The sequence below is a fragment of the Pseudomonas sp. NPDC090592 genome, assembly GCF_044769185.1.
Classification (GTDB): Bacteria; Pseudomonadota; Gammaproteobacteria; order Pseudomonadales; family Pseudomonadaceae; genus Aquipseudomonas.
Genome location: NZ_JBIVXJ010000037.1, coordinates 38,861 through 58,883 on the forward strand (window position 1 = coordinate 38,861; position 20,023 = coordinate 58,883).

Here is a 20,023-nt window from a genome sequence, read left to right on the forward strand (position 1 = left end):
TCTGCTTTTCCAGGCCCGGCCCTTTCGCGGGCTCGCCCGCTCCCACAGGGATCACACAATGCCCAAAGCCTGTGCGGAACCTGTGGGAGCGGGCGTGCCCGCGAAAGGGCCGGTACAGGCTATACCCTCCTCCCGGCGGTCAAAACCAGCCTGCTCAAGTAACAATACCTAAACAACGATGTGACATTTTTTTTCAGCTTTCTTATCAAGGAGCTGAACGATGAAGGTCACGGTTTTCGGTACCGGCTATGTCGGCCTGACCCAGGCAGTGTGCCTGGCCCAGGTGGGCCACTCCGTGTTGTGCATGGACGTCGACGCCGAGCGGGTTGCCACCCTCAATGAAGGCCACTGCCCGATCTTCGAGCCCGGCCTTGCGCCAATGCTGGAGAAAAACCTGGCCTGCGGTCGCCTGCGTTTTACCACCGATGCCGGCAAAGCAGCCAGCTACGCCAGGTTGCAGTTCATCGCTGTCGGTACCCCACCACAAGCCGATGGCAGCGCCGACCTCAAGCATGTGTTTGCCGTGGTCGACAGCATCCTCGAGCATGCCGATGGGCCTAAAGTGATCGTCAACAAATCCACCGTGCCGGTCGGCACGGTGCATCGCATCAAGGCACATATCGCCCAGGCTGGCGCCGACGCCAGCCACTTCCAGGTCATCAGCAACCCGGAGTTTCTCAAGGAAGGCTCTGCCGTGGATGATTGCATGCGCCCGGAGCGCATCATCATCGGCGGCGCAGAACCGGCAGAAGTGGAACTGCTGCGTGAGCTGTACCTGCCCTTCAGCCGCAACCGCGAAAAACTCATGGTGATGGATGCCCGCAGCGCCGAACTGACCAAGTACGCGGCCAACTGCATGCTGGCGACCAAGATATCCTTCATCAACGAAATCGCCAACCTGGCCGAGCACCTGGGGGCCGACATCGAGATGGTGCGCCGCGGCATCGGTTCCGACCCGCGCATCGGCTACGACTTCATCTACGCCGGCTGCGGCTTTGGCGGCTCGTGCTTCCCCAAGGACCTGCAAGCCCTGCGCCGTAGCGCCGAGGCAGAAGGCTTCGAGGCGCAACTGCTGCGCGCGGTGGAGTCGGTCAACGAGCAGCAGAAGGGCCGGCTGTTCAGCAAGATCCAGCGGCACTACCCCGATGGCCTGCGGGGCAAGGTATTTGCCTTGTGGGGGCTGTCGTTCAAACCCAACACCAATGACATCCGCGAGGCCTCCAGCCGGGTCTTGCTGGAAGCGCTGTGGGCCGCTGGCGCGCGGGTACAGGCCCACGACCCGCAGGCGATGGAAGCAATACAGCAGCACTACGGCCCGCGTACCGACCTGCAACTGGTACCGTGCAAGGACGATGCACTGGAGGGTGCCGACGCGTTGGTGATCGTCACCGAGTGGCAGGACTACCGCGTACTCAACCTGGACAAGGTGCCGCACCTGCTGGCAGACCGCGTTGTGTTCGACGGGCGCAACCTGTTCGAGCCCGAGCACATGGCCGCTGCCGGCCTGACTTACTACGGTATCGGCCGTGGCCAGGTGCAGCCAGCATGCCCGTACTGATTACCGGCGTGGCCGGTTTCATCGGTTTCCATCTCGCACGCCGGCTGTGCGAGGCGGGCATCGAGGTGGTTGGTATCGACAACCTCAATGCCTACTACAGCGTCGAGCTGAAACAGGCGCGTCTGCAGCAGTTGACCGGCTTCCCCCATTTCCGCTTCCAGCACCTCGATATCGCCAACGCCAGCGACCTGCAACAGCTGTTCAGCGGGCAGGCATTCAGCGAAGTGATCCACCTGGCGGCCCAGGCCGGGGTGCGCTATTCGCTGGACAACCCCGGCGCGTACGGCCAGGCCAACCTGGTCGGCTTCCTCAATGTGCTCGAAGCCTGCCGCCAGCAACCACCACGCCACCTGATCTACGCCTCCAGCAGCTCAGTGTACGGCGCCAACACCAAGCTGCCATTCAGCGTCGACGACCCGGTCGAGCAACCGGTGTCGCTGTACGCTGCCAGCAAGCGCGCCAACGAACTGATGGCGCACAGCTACGCGCACTTGTACCGGTTACCCGCCACCGGCTTGCGCTTTTTCACCGTTTACGGGCCTTGGGGGCGCCCCGACATGGCGCTGTTCAAGTTTACCCGCGCCATGCTCGAAGGCCGCCCGATCGAAATCTACAACAACGGTTTGATGGGGCGTGATTTCACCTACATCGACGACATTGTCGAAAGCATCCTGCGCCTGCGCCTGAAGCCGCCACAGCCTGCCCACGGGCAACCGCCCTGCCAGTTGTTCAACATCGGCCGCGGCCAACCGGTACGGCTGCTGCACTTCGTCGAATGCCTGGAGGATGCATTGGGCATCAAGGCCCGGCGCGAGTACCTGCCGCTGCAAGCAGGCGACGCGCTTGAAACCTGGGCCGATGTGAGCTCACTGGCACGCTGGATCGACTTCACCCCGGGCACGTCGCTGGAACACGGCGTTAACGCTTTCGTTGGCTGGTACCGGGATTTCTACCGGGTTTGAGCCACGCAATCACAACAAGATCACAGGTAGCCTCATGACAGACCCACTTGACCTCTCGGTACTGATCCCCGCCCGGAACGAGGTCGACAACCTGCCGTCACTGTTGATGGAAATCCGCACCGCTCTGGCGGCCGTAAACCATGAAGTACTGGTGGTCGATGACGGTAGCAGCGACCGCACCCTGGGCGTGCTGCAGCAACTGAAAAGCCAGGGTTACACACAACTGCGCATACTGCGACACGACCGATCGTTGGGCCAGAGTACCGCCCTGTGGCATGCCGCGCAGGCAGCCCGCGGCCAATGGCTGGCCACCCTCGACGGCGACGGCCAGAACGACCCCGCCGACATCCCCGGCATGCTGGCCCTGGTGCGTGCCAATCAGGACCTGGCGGGCGGCGTGAAGCTGGTGGCCGGGCACCGGGTCAACCGCCGCGACAGCGCCAGCAAGCGCTGGGCTTCACGCTTTGCCAACGGGCTGCGCAGCCGCTTGCTCAAGGACGCCACGCCAGACACCGGCTGTGGGCTGAAGCTGATCGAACGCACCGCCTTCCTGCGCCTGCCCTACTTCGACCATATGCACCGTTTCATCCCGGCGCTGATCCTGCGCCACAACGGCCGCATGCTGGTGCACCCGGTCAACCACCGGCCGCGCCATGCCGGGGTGTCCAATTACGGCAACCTGGACCGTGCGCTGGTCGGCATCGTCGACCTGTTCGGGGTGTGGTGGCTGATCCGCCGCACCCGCCTGGGCAGCCAACCCCAGGAGCTTGAGGGATGACCCGCGAAACCCTGTGGCTTATCATCGGCTTCGCCGGCCAGGCGGTGTTCACCGGGCGCTTCGTGCTGCAATGGCTGTACAGCGAGTTCAAGCGCCGCAGCGTGATCCCGGTAGGTTTCTGGTACCTCAGCATGCTTGGCAGCGCGTTGCTGCTGACCTACGCCATCTACCGCCAGGACCCGGTGTTCATCATCGGCCAGAGCTTCGGCTTTCTGGTTTACCTGCGCAACCTGCAGCTGATCGCCCGCCACCAGGAACAGAAGGAATAGCCCTTGCCAAGCTTCAAGACGCCTGGGGCCGAGCGCCTGGCCCTGATCGCCCTCGCGGTATTGCTGGTAGGCGCAGGAATCGGCTGGCGTCAGCCGATGAATGTGGATGAAGAGCGCTTTCTGGGCGTGGCCCTGGAAATGCTGCAAAGCGGCAACTGGTTCATCCCGCACCGGGCTGCGGAAATCTACGGCGACAAACCACCGCTGTTCATGTGGACCGTGGCCCTGTTCAGCCAGCTGACCGGCTCGCCCAAGGTCGCCCTCTACATCCCGGGGCTGCTGTCGGCGGCGACCATTACCTGGGTGCTGCATGATCTGGGGCGGCGCCTGTGGAACCGGCGTGTCGGCATGATTGCCGCCCTGCTGTTCCTGGCCACTTACCAGAGCTACAGCATCTTGCGCACCGGGCAGATCGACAGTTTCCTGTGCCTGTGGGTGGCGCTGGGTTTTTACGGCATGGTGCGCCACCTGCTGCTAGGGCCTGCGTGGGGGTGGTTCTACCTGGCCTGTGCGGCCATGGGCCTGGGCATCATCAGCAAGGGCGTGGGCTTTGTCCCGGCGCTGATGCTGTTGCCTTATGCCTGGGCAGTACGCCAGCGCTGGCACGGCGTTGTCGCCATGCCTGGCCAAGGGAGGCGCTGGAGCCTGGGGCTGCTGTGCCTACTGGCCGGTTGTGCTGTGTGGCTACTGCCGCTGCTGGTGTCGATTGCCCACGGCGGTGGCGCGGCGGAGCTGGCCTACCTGAAGGAAATCCTGCTGCGCCAGACCGCCAGCCGCTATGCCAATGCCTGGGACCATCGCGAACCGTTCTGGTACTTTTTCGTCAAGGTCATCCCCAAGTACTGGCTACCGCTGGTACTGGCCCTGCCGTGGCTGGTGCCTGCCTGGCGCCGGCAGTTGCAAAAGCACGATGGGCGCTTCCTGCTGCTGCTCGGCTGGGTAGCGCTGGTGCTGCTGTTTTTCAGCCTCAGCAGCGGCAAGCGCAAGCTGTATATCTTCCCGGCCTTGCCTGGCCTGGTGCTGGCCATCGCCCCGCTTGTACCATGGTTGCTCAAACACTGGTTTCAGCGCCGGCTGGGCTGGCGCAACGCATTTAACGCCGTGGCAGTGGTGTGGTTTGCCCTGTGGTTTGCACGTGGCTTTGTCGAGCCGCTCAAGGAAGGACGCAACCCGCACGACACCTTGATGAGCGAAGCTGCGCGCGCCACCGGCGGTGCCCAGCTGGTACTGGTCAACTGGCGCGAGGGCCACTGGCTGTTCGCCCGACAACCCATCGTGCACTTCGGTTTTACCGGCCAATCCAAGGCGGATGGGGCGGCCTACTGGCTGCGCCACAACCCCAGCGCCTTCGCCCTGATTCCAGCCTCCGAGCTGGGCCGCTGCTTCAGTGCCGACAAGGCGCGCAGGCTGGGTGAGACTTCACGGGCCGAGTGGTATGTGGTGGGTGCCGGTGCCGACAACGGCCAGTGCCCGGCTACTGCTCCCAGCCACGTCTACCACTTCGCCTGGGCGAATACGCCTTGACACGGTCCAGCGAGGTTTGCCGGCTTTACTGGGGCTGCTCTGCAGCCCTTCGCGGGCACGCCCGCTCCCACAGGAATCGCGCCTTTTCTGGGCTCAGCGCTACACCTGTGGGAGCGGGCGTGCCCGCGAAGGGCCGCACAGAGGCCTCACCGGCCTCAACTGACATCGTCAAGGTGTAACGGCGCTCACAGGTGGATCAAGCTGCAACACCTCGTTGGTGTAGGCCCACTCCTTCTGTACCTGGTCCGGGTGGTCATTCAGGCGTATGCCATAGGACGGGATGATCTGCTTGAACTTGGCCTGCCACTGCGGCGTTGCCACCTTGTCCTTGAACACCTTGTTCAGCACATCGAGCATGATCGGAGGTGCAGTTGATGCACCCGGCGAGGCCCCCAGCAACCCGGCGATGCTGCCGTCCCTGGATGTGACCACTTCAGTGCCGAGCTTGAGCACGCCACCCAACGCCTCGTCCTTCTTGATTATTTGCACGCGCTGGCCGGCCTGCCACAGCCGCCAGTCTTCCTTCTTGGCCTCGGGGAAGTAGGTGCGCAGCGCTTCGAAACGGTCATTGTCGGATTGCAGCACCTGACCAATCAGGTACTGCACCAGGTCGAACTCGCGTACCCCCACCCGCACCATCGGCCAGGCGTTGTGCACGCTGGTGCTGGCAAGCAGGTCGAGCAGCGAGCCTTGTTTGAGGAACTTGGTCGAGAAGGTGGCAAACGGCCCGAACAGGATCATGCGCTTACCATCGAGCACCCGGGTGCCCAGGTGCGGCACCGACATCGGCGGCGCACCGGTGGCGGCAATGCCGTAGGCCTTGGCCATGTGGCGCTGGGCGATGGCCGGGTTATCGGTGACCAGGAACGAACCGCCAACCGGGAAGCCGGCATAGTCCTTGGCTTCGTCGATGCCCGACTTCTGCAGCAGTGGCAACGCCGCACCGCCAGCACCAATGAACAGGAATTTGGCGTCGGTCGCTGACTTGCTGCCATCCTTCAGGTTCTTGTACTCGACATGCCAGGAGCCGTCACCATTACGGGTAATGTCCTGCACCTCGCTCGACAACTTGAGGTCGAAGTTGGGCTGTGTCTGCAGGTAACCCACGTATTGCCGGGTGATCTCGCCAAAGTTGACGTCGGTACCGATCGGCGTCCAGGTCACGGCCAGCTTCTGGTTGGGGTCGCGCCCCTCCATCATCAAAGGGACCCACTTGCGGATCTGTTCGTGGTCTTCGGAATACTGCATGGGCTTGAACAACGGGCTGGCCTGTAGCGCCTCGTAGCGTTTTTTCAGGAAGCGGATGTTGTCGTCGCCCCAGACAAAACTCATGTGCGGGGTGGTGTTGATGAAGGAATGCGGGTTCTTCAGCACGCCCTGCTTTACCTGCCAGGCCAGGAACTGGCGGGTGATCTGGAATGACTCGTTGATCTCCACGGCCTTGCTGATGTCGATCTTGCCGTCTTTTTCCGGCGTGTAGTTGAGTTCAGCCAGGGCCGAGTGGCCGGTGCCCGCGTTGTTCCAACCGTTGGAGCTTTCCTCGGCCACCTTGTCTAGGCGCTCGACCATCTCCATCGACCAGCCGGGCTCCAGTTCGTTGAGCCAGATGGCCAGGGTAGAACTCATGATGCCACCGCCCACCAGCATCACATCTACCTTTCTGGTTTCCGCAGCCTGGGCGTTGAGCATGCTGAATGCCAGGGCCAACCCTGCCAGGGCCAGTTCCGGTTTGATGGTGATTTTCATAACCTCTCCCATGCCTCGTTGCTGTCCGTAAGTCCAGCACAAGCTTAGCTGACGGATTTACTCGGGTATGTCCAATCCAGGGCTTCATGCCCCTTGCAATTCATGAATTCTCAAAATACTGTACGAATATTCAGTATAGCGAGTCAGTCCCATGCAACTCATTGCCAAACTCGGCATCCTGGCCGACGCCGCCAAGTACGACGCGTCGTGCGCCAGCAGCGGTGCACCCAAGCGCAATTCACGCGGCGGGGACGGCCTGGGCGCCACCAACGGCATGGGCATCTGTCACAGCTACACCCCCGACGGCCGCTGCGTTTCGCTGCTCAAGGTGCTGCTGACCAATTTCTGCCTGTACGACTGCCAGTACTGCGTCAACCGCCGCTCCAGCAACGTACCCCGCGCGCGCTTCACGCCCGAGGAAGTGGTCCGCCTGACGCTGGATTTCTACCGGCGCAACTGCATCAGCGGGCTGTTCCTCAGCTCTGGCATCATCCGCTCGGCGGACTACACCATGGAGCAGTTGATTCGCGTCGCCCGATTGCTGCGCGAAGAACATGGCTTTCGCGGCTACATTCACCTCAAGACCATCCCGGATGCCGACCCGCTGCTGATCGAAGAAGCCGGCCGCCTGGCCGACCGCCTCAGCGTCAACATCGAGTTGCCCACCGACGCCAGCCTCAAGCGCCTGGCCCCGGAAAAACAAGCGCATACCATCCGCCAGGCCATGGGGGTAATCCATCAGGGCCAGCAAGCCGTGGCCAACGAACCCAAGGCCCCACGTTTCACGCCCGCAGGGCAAAGCACCCAGGTCATCGTTGGTGCTGACAGCACCGACGACAGCACCTTGCTACGCAATGCCGAATCGCTGTACCACGGCTACGGCCTCAAGCGCGTGTACTACTCCGCCTTCAGCCCGATCCCCGACAGCCCGGGCAGCGTGCCCCTGGCTGCCCCTCCGCTTTTGCGCGAGCACCGCCTGTACCAGGCCGATTTCCTGCTACGCGGCTACGGCTACAAGGCGGGTGAGCTGCTGGGCCAGAGCGGTAACCTGGCGCTGGACATCGACCCCAAGCTGGCTTGGGCACTGGCCAACCGCGACGTTTTCCCGCTGGACGTGAACCGCGCCGAGCCGGCGCTGTTGGCGCGCATCCCTGGCATCGGCCTGCGCAGCGTGCAGCGCCTGGTTGCATTACGCCGGGAACGTCGTATTCGTTATGACGACCTCATCCAGCTGCGCTGCGTGCTGGACAAGGCACGGCCGTTCATCGTCACCAGCGACTACCGCCCGGCCCAGGCTGAGCTGCGCAGCGGCCTGCTGCGGGCGCGCTTGCGCGAACCGCAGGCGCCGGTGCAGATGGGGTTGTGGGGATGATTGCGCTTGACTGCGATGACCAGTTTGCCATCTGGCGGGATCAGGCCCGGGCGCTACTGGGGCATGGTATCGACCCGTCAGAGGTGACATGGACGCAAGGACCGATGGCAGACCTGCTGGCAGTCCCGACACCGCTTCCACAAGGCCCCGCGCCCTTTCGAGCAAAGGTCCCGGCGGCGCTGCTGAGCCAGCTGGAACAGGCTGCACGTTATCGTGGCGAGCAGCGCTGGAACCTGTTGTACGAAGTGCTCTGGCGTGTGGCTCATGGCGACCGCACGGCCATGCTGGCAGGTGACCGGTTAGGCAGTGAGTTGCACCGGCGCATCAAGCAAGTCACCCGCGAGGCGCATCACCTGCATGCCTTTGTGCGGTTTGTGCCGCTGCCAGAAGCGGTGGCCGAGCGCCTGCAACTGGATCTGGTGGCTTACCACGAACCCGCGCATGACATTCTGGAAAGTGCCAGCCCACATTTTGCGGACCGCCTGGGGCGTTTGCGCTGGTTGATCGCCACGCCACAGGATGGCATTCGCTTCGATGGCCAGGTTTTCGATTACCAACGCCAGTGCCCCGAGCACTGGCAGCAATGGGCCCGCAACGCCGACGACCCCGGCGCTGAACTGTGGCGCACCTATTACCGCCACATCTTCAACCCCGCCCGCCTCAACCCCGATGCCCTGCGCCTGCACATGCCCGGGCGGTTCTGGCGGCATTTGCCGGAGGGTATGTTGATACCGCAGCTGGAAGGCCTCGCCCGGCAAGGCAAGCAGCGGGACGGTCAGGCGCTGGAAGTGGCCGCCAAACCAGGCAAACAGATCAACGCACCAGCAGGTGACTGACCTAACAATTGGCTCGTGCAATATCTAAAAGTTGACGCGATTACTCTGTGGGAGCGGGCGCGCCCGCGAACACGGGCGAAGCCCGTGCCATCCTCCGCGTCGCCTGCTTCGCGGCGGTTCGACGCCTCGACATGCCCGCTCCCACAGGTACTGCGCTGGCTTTGCGCTAACGCGGTACCTGTGCGGCTTTAGCCGCGAACACCGGCGTAGCCGGGGCCATCCACTTCAATGCCTGTCCGTTAAAGCAACCAACCAGCATCCCCCTCCTCCAGCACACCACCATGATCCGTCCGGTCTCCTTTACGCGCGACCGCCGCACCTTCGATCAGGAAATGCTCAGCCCCACCCTCAATCACTGCACCACAGGTTGTCCGGTCCCCTACCCTGGCAACCGGCCTGCCATTGAATGTGTAGGCAGCACTGCCGCTCTCCACTTGGTTAACCCCATGCAGCGGACATTTGTGTTGGTGGCCTACAAGTACAACCGGGCTCATAGGGTTTCTCCTTCAGACGGTGCAGTTCGGGATTCAAGATCAATCGCCACTGGCCAGTGAACCTTCGGCGCCAGGCAATGCATGTGGCTAAGGCCATCGTCATCGTTCCAGTCACGGGGTGGGTGCACGAATGTTGGCAGCGCTTCGGGGCCTTGTTGCATGAACAGCCGGGCGATGGCCCAGTAGGCTTCGCCCTTATATAGGTTGGAGGCGAATTCCACGCGATCAATGACTTCTTTGGTTTCCGGGTTGCGGACAGACAGCTTGACGTTTTCGATAACGCCGCCGTGGCCGGGGGCGTAGATTCGGTGGACCTCGGCGGTTACGTCATCCCAGTTATAGGCGACAGGTTTTACACCCCAATGCTTACGACTGAACAAGTAAAAGTAGTGGTATCGGTATTGATAGATATAAATTTTTCGTCGTAGACGATTGAAGCGGATTGGTTCGTCCCTTGGAAGCACTAAGTCCAATTTAGCAAATGGGATAATGGCCCAAAGCGAAACAATCGGCACTAAAAAACCAAGAGCGCTAGTCAACCAATCATGCGACCAACCGCCACTAAAAAAATCCCAGTACATCCATAACATCAAACAAATCTGAAACATCAAAATAGGAATACTGATCAAAGCTATAACACCACGCAAAACGATACTGGACCGAGGCAGTTCCAGATACACCTCGTCAATATGGTTTGGCGGCGGCTTGATGTCCCCTACACTGAAGCGCGGTGTTGGCACCTCGTCAACGTGCGGAAGGTCGTAGCTCCAGCCTATCGCTCGCTCCCATAATGCTTTTGGTTCACGATTAATCATTTAGCCCCCGACTACACACCTCGACATATGCACTATCAATATTTCGATCAGGCCAATACATTAGCAGTAATGTAGATGCAACAATGGAGTGACTTCCTATTGTCGACATAAGGCCCACAACTCCAGACACCTCTAAGTTAACGACCCCACCCTCATCCATTGCCGCAACATGAATTTTTTTTATCAAAACCAAAACCGCTTTTATAGTCAGGAAACCGCGGAACTGCGAAGCCTGAAAAATTAACAAACTTGGTTAAAGGATCTACAGATGAAGCATGATACTCGTCAGCAAGAATGTGCTCCCCACCCGTGAACTCAGGGAACTCGCCATCTCCGCGCCGATGTAAAATCAAACTCCAACGGTAAGCTGAAATATCTTCTTTATAACCGGGTAAAATTATTTGAAACTTCAGTTTCTGCTCTCTTTCCAGGCCGATCAGTCCTCCTATCCGTGGCGCTGTAGGATCGGTACTGATAGTCGACTCGAAATGCAAGGCAGCCGTTACACCCAACGTGGCTGCGTTGAGCTCTGCAAACGCAATGTCCGCGTATTCAGGAGTTTTCCAATGGACAACTGGCATTTCACCCGCCCTTCCAAAGCAGCATCGCCTTGCCCAACGCTCTAACGGGGAAGATTCGTTTTTTTCAGCATGCTTGCTTAGCGCGTATGCTCCCAGCATCAGCAGTAAAGCCAGACCTAATGGGCCAAGCAAAGACGTTTTAATAACCGCCACTGCAAAGGCCACAGATCCAGAACCATAAAGTGTCGCAGCCAGCATATGCTGCTTTTGCGCCGTACTATCGCCAAATGCTTTAGCCCGTTGACCAGCAGCGACTGCCTGAGCCATGTCGAAAATGCCAGCCGCAGAACTTATAACCGCACCGACTTTTATCAAGACCTCTCCAGCAATTGCGAAGCCTCTAGTCCACGGCATGTTTACGTGAGCAACACCAGATCGCATGATTAGCCCAATCACCTCGATATTCCCCCCAAGCACTCCCAGCGTTGAGCCTTGCAACGCCAACTGTGCTTCATGAGCCTTTGGCCCAATCTCCGCTTCCGCTTTTTTCTGATTTCTGGTCAAACTGTCATGCTGCAAGTACAACCCACCTATCGCCAATAGCAGCTCCCAACTGCCTGCCACACCCCGCAACCCGCCAAAGCCGGTTCGCACCAACTGCGCCGCCTGCTGCGAAGTAATGCGCATGTCCTTCAACACTTTTCGCGCATCCGCCTCCAGCGTCCCCGCCGCCACCGAGATATCCACCAAGGTCCGCTGCGCCAAGCTGCTCGCTTGGGTCACCTTCATGCTGGCTTCATCCAGCAAACGGCCACGCACTTCCTCAGCTGTGCCCTCGACCCACACCGACACACTGATCATGGTGTGGGTAAACCGCGGATCAAGCACGGCCAGGCTCATCAGCCCGTGCTGCATGATCGGCCGTACCTTGTTCCAGGCCTTCGTTGAATGAATGTCTATGTCATCGATATTGCGATGCATCCGGTCCCGCGCTTCGGCAATCGAGGCATTGGCCTTGTGCTGCAACTCGCGCAAGTGCGCACTTTGCAGGGCGTAGTACTCGCCCAGCTTCATCTTCACTTCCAGTTCAATCAGGTGCACGCCGTTATAGAGATACTGCGTCGCGCTGTTCAGGTGCCGCACGGCGTTCTGAATGCCTGACGGCAAGCGGAGTGCCAAGCGCTGACTGGCGGCGTTGAGGGCACCCTGGGTTTCAGCGATGGCCTGCTTGAGCGTGTTGCGCATGCGCAAGCCGGCGTCGTCGCTGGCGATGACCTTGCTCAGCATGCCGTAGAGTTTGTCGCTGTCGTTCCAGTTGATCGCGTCGGCAGCGGAGAAACTGTGGAGCAGCCCCGCCAGCAACGCGCGGTCGCGCATCAGCAACGCGCGATAAGGGGGGCTATCGGGGTCTTGCAGCCATTTCATCCAGAGCGTTTCGCTCGTGCCGGCTGCGGGAGCCGCATCGAGTGCCACAGCTTCGGTGATACCGCCGCCCAGGCACAGCGCCATGGTCTTGGCATACGCCACCCCGGACTCACGGTGACCGCCATCGTAGTCGTACTGCTCGGCCACCTTGAACATGGGCGTGTCGAACATCGCAGCATAGGCGCGCGCATCCTTGTCAATGTAACCCTGAAACTCGATTTCTTGCTGGTCGTACTCGGCCTGGAACGCCGCGCGCTGCGGTTCGTGGTAGCGCTGTTCGAGTTTATCGTCACTGTCCTTCAACGCTTGCTCGACCATACGCTGGCGCTCGACCACCGGATCAATCGGCACAAAAGGCCCTCTGCCCGCCATCGGCTCCAACGAAGGCACATCCTGCGCGGCCCACTCCCGGAGCGTGGCGCGAATGACCTGCAGGATCTGCGAGGTCTGTAACTGATAGGCCCGCATCGGGTCTTCGCGCCAGACCTGGCGCTTCACCACCCAGCTCAAGCGCTGGTGATTGAACTCCTGAATCAAACCAACGGTATCGTCCAGCACCACCGCCAGCACGCCATTCTCCAGCTTGTGCCGATTCATCGCATTGACCAGGTACCCCTTCAGGGCAAACCGGCGCAGCCAGCGGGTGTGAAACCCATGCGCACTGTCGAACGGCGAACACCCGTGCTGCGCGTACTCGAACACTTCCTTGTCGACCTGCAAATTGTCAGGCGTCATGGCGATGCCTACCAACTCAGGATTGTTGCGTGCCTGGGTCAGGTCCACCCCTTCGAAGCGGTGCGCAGGCGCCTGGCCCTTCTTGTAGGCATTCAGCACACTCACCGGCCAAGGGTCGCTGGAGAAGGCCAGCCAGGCACTGCCATATTGATCGGTATCGATGTTCAGGAAGGACGAGGGAATGTCGTGGTTTTCATTCGTGCACTTTTCCGGCAGTGATGCAGGCAGGCCATCTGACGGCTCGTAGGGATTGAAGCGGCGCAGGTGGCCCTGCTCACTCACTTCGTAGGCATGCCAGACCTTCTGGTCGAGCAGCACATACAGATACCCCATGCGCAACGTGCGCACGCCCAGTTTGGCCGAGATATGCAGGCTGCCGGCCACGGTGGTGAGGCACTGCGGTCGGGTGTCCGGCACCAGGGCGCGGCGCAGGGGCAGGATCGGCAGGCCTTGCCGTTCGCAGGCCATGCACTGGTCGTACGGCAGCGCAGCTTCGGCAAGCGCAATGGCGATGGTTTGGCTGATTGTCAAAAGCGACCTCGCTTGGAAAGGGAACGTGATGGTCCCTGAACACTAACGAGGAATCGCTTGCCGGAGGTTCATGGGGCGTCCTAAAACCTTGTAGGAAACGTCTGTGAATGAGCCTTGGGGTGATGACGCATACTGCGTTGTGGATGGCATCGTTGCCGGGCCATCCACTTCAATATCCTCTCTACAACCCCCCTCACAGCAACCACCCAGCATCCCCCTCCTCCAGCACACCACCATGATCCGTCCGGTCTCCTTTACGCGCCACCGCCGCACCTTCGATCAGGAAATGCTCGGCCCCACTCTCGATCACCGCACCACACGTGGTCCGGTCGCCCACCCTGGCAACGGCCCTGCCGTTGAACGTATAGGTAGCACTGCCGCTCTCCACCTGGTTAACCCCATGCAGCGGACATTGGTGTTGATGGCCTACAAGCACAACCGGGCTCATAGGGTTTCTCCTTCAGACGGTGCAGTTCGGGATTCAAGATCAATCGCCAATGGCCAGTGAACTTTCGGCGCCAGGCAATGCATGTGGCTAAGGCCATCGTCATCGTTCCAGTCGCGGGGTGGGTGCACGAATGTTGGCAGCGCTTCGGGGCCTTGTTGCATGAACAGCCGGGCGATGGCCCAGTAGGCTTCGCCCTGATCCAGGGTATGAGTGAAGAAGACACGGTCGATGACTTCGTTGGTTTCGGGATTACGGACTGACAGCATGACGTTCTCGATCAGGCCGCCGTGGCCAGGGGCGTAGACGCGGTAGACCTCAGCGGTAACATCATCCCAGTTATAGGCGACGGGCCTAACGCCCCAGCGTTTGCGGCTGAAAATGAAGATGCGGTCGTACCTGAACTCGTAGATGTAGATTTTTCGACGCAGGCGATTAAAGCGGATTGGCTCGTCTCTAGGGGTTACTAAGTCTAACTTCACATAAGAAAGAACAGACCAGATAGCCGCCGGAGGTCCTAGTATCAAAAACACGTTCATCAGCCAATCCCGCAACAATCCCTCAACAAATAATATCCAATATAGCCACACTACTAGCCCAGCGCAAAAAAGCAAAATCGGGGCAATCAGCAAAGCCGTCGTTCCTCTTAAGAGGAACGTTGACCTTGGCAACTCTAGATACACGTCGTCGTAATAATTTGGCGAAGGCTTTACAGTTCCCACCCCACACCAGAGATCAGGCCTTTCGCTAACATGTGGCAAGTCGTAGCTCCACCCGAGCCCTCGCTGCCACTGGGCTTTTGATTCACGTTTATTCATTATTTCCTCGCTCTAACACCTCTACATATGCACTCGGAACTGTCCGATCTGGCCAATACATAACCAACAGCGTTGCTCCGACTATGGAGTGCCTGCCGATAGCAGGCATGAGTTCTACTACTCCAGAGATATCCAACCAACTAACACCTTCCTGACTTCCTTCTTTTCGGCTTTTTAAGATTGTAAAGTCAGTTTTATAGTCGGGTATCCGTGGTGGGGCGAAACTAGAAAACCTAGCTGAATTCGACAAAGCGCTTGCAGTAATAGCGTGAAAATCATCGACAATAATGGTCTCGCCACCCTCGTACTCAGGAAACTCTCCATCGCCGAAGCGATGAAGAGTCAGTTCCCAGCGAAAAGCAGAAGTGTCATCCCTATAACTTGGCAAAGCCACATGAAATCTTAGCTTCTGTTCTGTCATCACACCGACTAGTCCTCCAATCCTCGGCGCTGCCGGGTCTGTCACGATGCTTGACTCAAAATTGAACTTTGCTTGAACGCCAAGGACTGCCGCATTCAGCTCTGCAAACGCTATATCAGAGTATTCAGGAGCATTCCAATGCACTGCCGGTGTTTCATTGGCCCTTCCAAAAAAACATCGCCTTACCCAGCGTTCTAACGCTGAAGACTCATTATTTTCAGCGTGCTTGCTCAATGCATACGCCGTCAGGCTCAATAATACAGCCAAGCCTAATGGTCCTAAAATCATTGATTTGAAAACAGCGCCAGCAAACGCTGCAGCACCTACTCCGTAAAAGACTGCAGATGTAACGTGAAAAACCCACGCTGTAGTATCTCCCCCAGCAGAAGCTCGCTTAGCAGCAGATATCGCTTGTGCGGTATCAAAAATTCCGGCTATTGCACTGAATAAGGCGCCGAATTTAACCAGTGCTGTTCCAACTGCTGCCGCACCCTGGGTCCAAGGAGCCTTTGTATACTTGGCGCCGGATCGCATTGCCAGTCCGACCAACTCAATCTGCCCGCCCAGTATCCCCAACAACGAACCTTGCAACGCCAGCTTGGCCTCATGTGCCTTGGGCCCAATTTCCACTTCCGCTTTTTCCTGATTCCTGGCCAGGCTGTCGGATTGCAAGTACAACCCTCCAATCGCCAGCAATACTTCCCAACTTCCCGCCACACCTCGCAACCCGCCAAAGCCGGTTCGCACCAACTGCGCCGCCTGCTGCAAAGTAATGCGCATGTCCTTCAACACTTTTCGCGCATCCGCCTCCAGCGTCCCCGCCGCCACCGAGATATCCACCAAGGTCCGCTGCGCCAGGCTGCTCGCTTGGGTCACCTTGATACTGGCTTCATCCAGCAAACGGCCACGCACCTCCTCAGCTGTGCCCTCGACCCACACCGACACACTGATCATGGTGTTGGTAAACCGCGGATCAAGCACGGCCAGGCTCATCAGCCCGTGCTGCATGATCGGCCGTACCTTGTTCCAGGCCTTCGTTGAATGAATGTCTATGTCATCGATATTGCGATGCATCCGGTCCCGCGCTTCGGCAATCGAGGCATTGGCCTTGTGCTGCAACTCGCGCAAGTGCGCACTTTGCAGGGCGTAGTACTCGCCCAGCTTCATCTTCACTTCCAGTTCGATCAGGTGCACGCCGTTGTAGAGATACTGCGTCGCGCTGTTCAGGTGCCGCACAGCGTTCTGGATGCCCGCTGGCAAGCGAGGTGCCAGGCGCTGGCTGGCGGCGTTGAGGGCACCCTGGGTTTCAGCGATGGCCTGCTTGAGTGTGTTGCGCATGCGCAAGCCGGCGTCGTCGCTGGCGATGATCTTGCTCAGCATGGCGTAGAGTTTGTCGCTGTCGTTCCAGTTGATCGGGTCGGCAGCGGAGAAGCTGGGGAGCAGCCCGGCCAGCAACGCGCGGTCGCGCATCAGCAACGCGCGATAAGGGGGGCTATCGGGGTCTTGCAGCCATTTCAGCCAGAGCGTTTCACTGGTACCAGCCGCAGGCATTGCATCGGGCGCCACCGCCTCGGTAATGCCGCCCCCCAGGCACAGCGCCATGGTCTTGGCGTACGCCACGCCAGACTCACGATGACCACCGTCGTAGTCGTACTGCTCGGCCACCTTGAACATGGGCGTGTCGAACAGCGCAGCATAGGCGCGCGTATTCTTGTCGATGTAACCTTGAAACTCGATTTCTTGCTGGTCGTACTCGGCCTGGAACGCTGCCCGTTGCGGTTCGTGGTAGCGCTGTTCGAGTTTATCGTCGCTGTCCTTCTGTGCCTGCTCGACCATACGCGGTCGGTCCAGCGTCGGATCGATAGGAACAAACGGTCCTCTACCCGCCATCGGTTCCAGTGAAGGTACCTTCTGCGCCGCCCATTCCCGGTGCGTGGCGCGGATGACTTGCAGGATCTGCGAGGTCTGTAACTGGTACGCCCGCATCGGGTCTTCGCGCCAGACCTGGCGTTTCACCACCCAGTTCAAACGCTGGTGGTTGAACTCCTGAATCAAACCAACGGTGTCATCGAGCACCACCGCCAGCACGCCATTCTCCAGCTTGTGCCGGTTGATCGCATTGACCAGGTACCCCTTCAGGGCAAACCGTCGCAGCCAGCGGGTGTGAAAGCCATGCGCACTGTCGAACGGCGAACACCCGTGCTGCGCGTACTCGAACACTTCCTTGTCGACCTGCAAATTGTCAGGCGTCATGGCGATGCCTACCAACTCAGGATTGTTGCGTGCCTGGCTCAGGTCCACCCCTTCGAAGCGGTGCGCAGGCGCCTGGCCCTTCTTGTAGGCATTCAGCACACTCACCGGCCAAGGGTCGCTGGAGAAGGCCAGCCAGGCGCTGCCATATTGGTCGGTATCGATGTTCAGGAAGGACGAGGGAATGTCATGGTTTTCATTCGTACATTTTTCCGGCAGCGATGCAGGCAGGCCATCTGAGGGCTCGTAGGGATTGAAGCGGCGCAGGTGGCCCTGCTCACTGACTTCGTAGGCATGCCAGACCTGCTGGTCGAGCAGCACATACAGATACCCCATGCGCAAGGTGCGCACGCCCAGCTTGGCCGAGATATGCAGGCTGCCGGCCACGGTGGTGAGGCACTGCGGCCGGGTGTCCGGCACCAAGGCGCGGCGCAGGGGCAGGATCGGCAGGCCTTGCCGTTCGCAGGCCATGCACTGGTCGTGGGGGAGCGCAGCTTCTGCCAGCGCTAGGGTTACGGCTTCATTGATACTCATTGGCGCTCCTCGGATCCACGCAGGCTGTAAACCGTGCGTTGCCATTGCTCATCGGAGTACTGGGCAAACATCGACCTGAGCGGCCGTTGTCCTTTGGCAGCTGCGTCAATCATGCTGCGAACGGCGGGTACGGTATGCAGGCGGGAGTGAAGGCAGAGGTGATAGAGGGCGAACACCTGAATGTCATGTGTCGCGCTCAAGCCCAGCATGCGAGCGTCATCGATGAAGTTGGAGGCGCTTACGGCCGCGAAGGGCGGAATCTCGCGCTGGTTCATCAGGGATGAACCAGCCCTCAACCCCCTCCAGGCCGCGAGCACCTGTTCGATCATCTTCACATCACCCTGAATACGCAGTGCAGGCTCCGGCAAAGAATACCGCTGCCCGCCCTGCCCCTTGAGGTGAGCCAGCCTTCCACCACTGCTCAGGAACAACCAGTTGTTGATCGGCCACCACGGGCCATGCTCGACCTGCTTGAACGTCGCCGCGAGCAGCTCCAGGCGAACGGGTTCATAGACCGGGTGAATGCTGAATTCCCGCTTGGCATCGGGTATTCGGCACATGGTGGTGAGATGGGCGGCTACCGTGGCCGACGCTGCTTCGCTGAACAGCCAGCCACACAGGTAGCGCCGGTGCTGGTGCAGCCCTTTGTACGCTGCACGCGCAGTCAGCTCCAGCAACTCACGGCTGGGCATCGTTCCGGGTGAAGCCAGGCAAGCCAGTACTGGGTGCAGGTGAGGTGCGTGGACCAGATCGGCCCTGTACACGCGAGTCAATGCAGACGCACCCAAGGTTTCGCACAGGTTTGCGAGCAAGGCATGGTCGCTTTTCCCCGCGATCGCCAGCGGGTCTATCAGCACATGGCAATGCAGGTGCGCCGCGTGATGCCCTTCGATGCGGCTAGCCAGGCTTTCGACACTCATGCCTTGACCTCGCACTTGTTGCTGCCATCAGCTGTAAGCTCAAGTGACTGGCTATTGCCATCCCCTTTCGCAACAGCCTTGGTCTGCCCTTTCAGGTCAAGTGTCAGGCCATTGATGGTAATGCCCCGCGCATCCAGCACGATGCTGCCGCCAGGGCTCGTGAATTCGATACGTTCACTGGCCAGCAACCTGAAGACCGTCGTGCGTTGCTGCACCCCCTGCCCGACGCTGATTGATTGAGCCCCTTTGACCACAAGCTCGCTGTTGTTACCGATGACAACGCGATGGTTGGCGCCCGTTGTTTCGGTGTGGTTGTTACCCACCTGTTCGACCAGGTCGCACTTGATGTCCAAAAGGCTGTTTTGCCCTATGACCTGGGTATGGTTGTAGGCCGTTTCCTGGCGGAAGCTGTTGCCGATGCTCAGGTGCTCATCATTGCCGACCTGCTCGATACGGTTACGCCCCACACGTGTGGTCTCATCATGGCCGACCACATTGTTCTGGTCCCGCTGGGCATGGATGAACACTTCCTCTTTGCCCAACTCATCCTCGAAACGCAGTTCGTTGTAGCCGTCGCCTTTATGGGTCTGGCTCTTGATGGTCATGCGCGTCTTGTGCTCTGGCAGGTCATAGGGCGGCAACTGGTTACCGCAGTAGGTCCGCCCGGTGATCATCGGTTGGTCCGGGTCGCCGTTGACGTACTGGATGATCACGTCCTGGCCGATGCGCGGAATGGCCATCGAGCCCCAGCTACCACCGGCCCAGCCCTGCGACACGCGCACCCAGCAGGAGCTGAACTCGTTGCCCTGGCTTTCCCGGTCCCAGGGGAAGCTGACCTTCACCCGGCCCCATTGGTCGCAGTAGATCTCCTCACCCTTCGGCCCGACCACCGTGGCCATGTGCGGCCCGTCGATGCGTGGCCGGGGCAAGGGCGCCGGGCGCCATTCGACTCTGCCGGGTACCAGTACGGTTTCCTGCCTGTAGTGCGTGCCTTGCTGCGCACCTGCCGCTTCCTCCTGCAAGCTGGTGAACTGGCTGCCCTCGTGGTGCACGCGGCTGGCCCGCCAAT

Annotated in this window: 16 protein-coding genes; 7 read left to right on the forward strand and 9 right to left on the reverse strand. The window is 59.9% G+C overall.

Translation table 11 applies throughout. The annotated features are described in order from the left end of the window. Window positions 1–220 precede the first annotated feature (220 nt). Genes ACIQUI_RS25000 through ACIQUI_RS25020 form a run of 5 tightly spaced genes read left to right on the forward strand, consistent with a single transcriptional unit; the run spans window position 221 to window position 5,091 of the window. Window positions 221–1,558 (forward strand): UDP-glucose dehydrogenase family protein, encoded by a 1,338-nt coding sequence (locus ACIQUI_RS25000; protein WP_403203327.1) that lies wholly within the window; start codon window positions 221–223, stop codon window positions 1,556–1,558. Beyond that, window positions 1,546–2,520, forward strand: a complete 975-nt coding sequence (locus tag ACIQUI_RS25005) for an NAD-dependent epimerase/dehydratase family protein (RefSeq protein ID WP_403203328.1) — start codon at window positions 1,546–1,548, stop codon at window positions 2,518–2,520. The genes ACIQUI_RS25000 and ACIQUI_RS25005 overlap by 13 nt, the downstream gene beginning before the upstream one ends. A 34-nt stretch (window positions 2,521–2,554) precedes the next feature. Further along, window positions 2,555–3,298, forward strand: coding sequence for a glycosyltransferase family 2 protein (locus ACIQUI_RS25010; RefSeq protein ID WP_403203329.1), 744 nt, complete (start codon window positions 2,555–2,557; stop codon window positions 3,296–3,298). After that, window positions 3,295–3,567: a lipid-A-disaccharide synthase N-terminal domain-containing protein gene (locus ACIQUI_RS25015; RefSeq protein WP_016486575.1), complete on the forward strand. Its 273-nt coding sequence runs from the start codon at window positions 3,295–3,297 to the stop codon at window positions 3,565–3,567. Before ACIQUI_RS25010 ends, ACIQUI_RS25015 begins: the two co-directional genes overlap by 4 nt. Window positions 3,568–3,570: 3 nt before the next feature. Beyond that, window positions 3,571–5,091, forward strand: a complete 1,521-nt coding sequence (locus tag ACIQUI_RS25020; protein ID WP_403203330.1) for an ArnT family glycosyltransferase — start codon at window positions 3,571–3,573, stop codon at window positions 5,089–5,091. Between the two features lie 168 nt (window positions 5,092–5,259). Here ACIQUI_RS25020 and mqo read toward each other — a convergent pair whose 3' ends face one another. Next, a complete protein-coding gene (gene mqo / locus ACIQUI_RS25025; protein WP_403203331.1) occupies window positions 5,260–6,837 on the reverse strand; it encodes a malate dehydrogenase (quinone) in 1,578 nt (525 codons plus the stop codon). 151 nt (window positions 6,838–6,988) lie between these two features. Here mqo and ACIQUI_RS25030 point away from each other — a divergent pair, with 151 nt between their 5' ends. Both ACIQUI_RS25030 and ACIQUI_RS25035 read left to right on the forward strand, forming a co-directional pair. Then, entirely contained in the window at window positions 6,989–8,209 is a 1,221-nt protein-coding gene (locus tag ACIQUI_RS25030; RefSeq protein WP_403203332.1) for a putative DNA modification/repair radical SAM protein, read from the forward strand. After that, entirely contained in the window at window positions 8,200–9,045 is an 846-nt protein-coding gene (locus ACIQUI_RS25035) for a TIGR03915 family putative DNA repair protein (RefSeq protein WP_403203333.1), read from the forward strand. Before ACIQUI_RS25030 ends, ACIQUI_RS25035 begins: the two co-directional genes overlap by 10 nt. 239 nt (window positions 9,046–9,284) lie before the next feature. Here ACIQUI_RS25035 and ACIQUI_RS25040 read toward each other — a convergent pair whose 3' ends face one another. The 8 genes from ACIQUI_RS25040 to ACIQUI_RS25075 all read right to left on the reverse strand — a co-directional run. Continuing rightward, window positions 9,285–9,539, reverse strand: a complete 255-nt coding sequence (locus ACIQUI_RS25040) for a PAAR domain-containing protein (RefSeq protein WP_403203334.1) — start codon at window positions 9,537–9,539, stop codon at window positions 9,285–9,287. Next, window positions 9,536–10,354: a DUF6708 domain-containing protein gene (locus tag ACIQUI_RS25045; protein ID WP_403203335.1), complete on the reverse strand. Its 819-nt coding sequence runs from the start codon at window positions 10,352–10,354 to the stop codon at window positions 9,536–9,538. The genes ACIQUI_RS25040 and ACIQUI_RS25045 overlap by 4 nt, the downstream gene beginning before the upstream one ends. Before the next feature lie 152 nt (window positions 10,355–10,506). After that, window positions 10,507–13,566 (reverse strand): T6SS effector BTH_I2691 family protein, encoded by a 3,060-nt coding sequence (locus ACIQUI_RS25050; RefSeq protein WP_403203336.1) that lies wholly within the window; start codon window positions 13,564–13,566, stop codon window positions 10,507–10,509. Window positions 13,567–13,759: 193 nt separating this feature from the next. Next, entirely contained in the window at window positions 13,760–14,014 is a 255-nt protein-coding gene (locus ACIQUI_RS25055) for a PAAR domain-containing protein (RefSeq protein WP_403203337.1), read from the reverse strand. Next, on the reverse strand, window positions 14,011–14,829 hold the full coding sequence (locus ACIQUI_RS25060) for a DUF6708 domain-containing protein (RefSeq protein ID WP_403203338.1): 819 nt from the start codon (window positions 14,827–14,829) through the stop codon (window positions 14,011–14,013). Before ACIQUI_RS25060 ends, ACIQUI_RS25055 begins: the two co-directional genes overlap by 4 nt. Further along, on the reverse strand, window positions 14,822–18,034 hold the full coding sequence (locus ACIQUI_RS25065) for a T6SS effector BTH_I2691 family protein (protein ID WP_403203339.1): 3,213 nt from the start codon (window positions 18,032–18,034) through the stop codon (window positions 14,822–14,824). The genes ACIQUI_RS25060 and ACIQUI_RS25065 overlap by 8 nt, the downstream gene beginning before the upstream one ends. Further along, on the reverse strand, window positions 18,031–18,891 hold the full coding sequence (locus ACIQUI_RS25070; protein ID WP_403203340.1) for a hypothetical protein: 861 nt from the start codon (window positions 18,889–18,891) through the stop codon (window positions 18,031–18,033). Before ACIQUI_RS25070 ends, ACIQUI_RS25065 begins: the two co-directional genes overlap by 4 nt. A gap of 59 nt (window positions 18,892–18,950) precedes the next feature. After that, window positions 18,951–20,023, reverse strand: a 1,073-nt coding sequence (locus ACIQUI_RS25075; protein WP_403203341.1) for a type VI secretion system Vgr family protein, incomplete at its 5' end; no start/stop codon positions are given.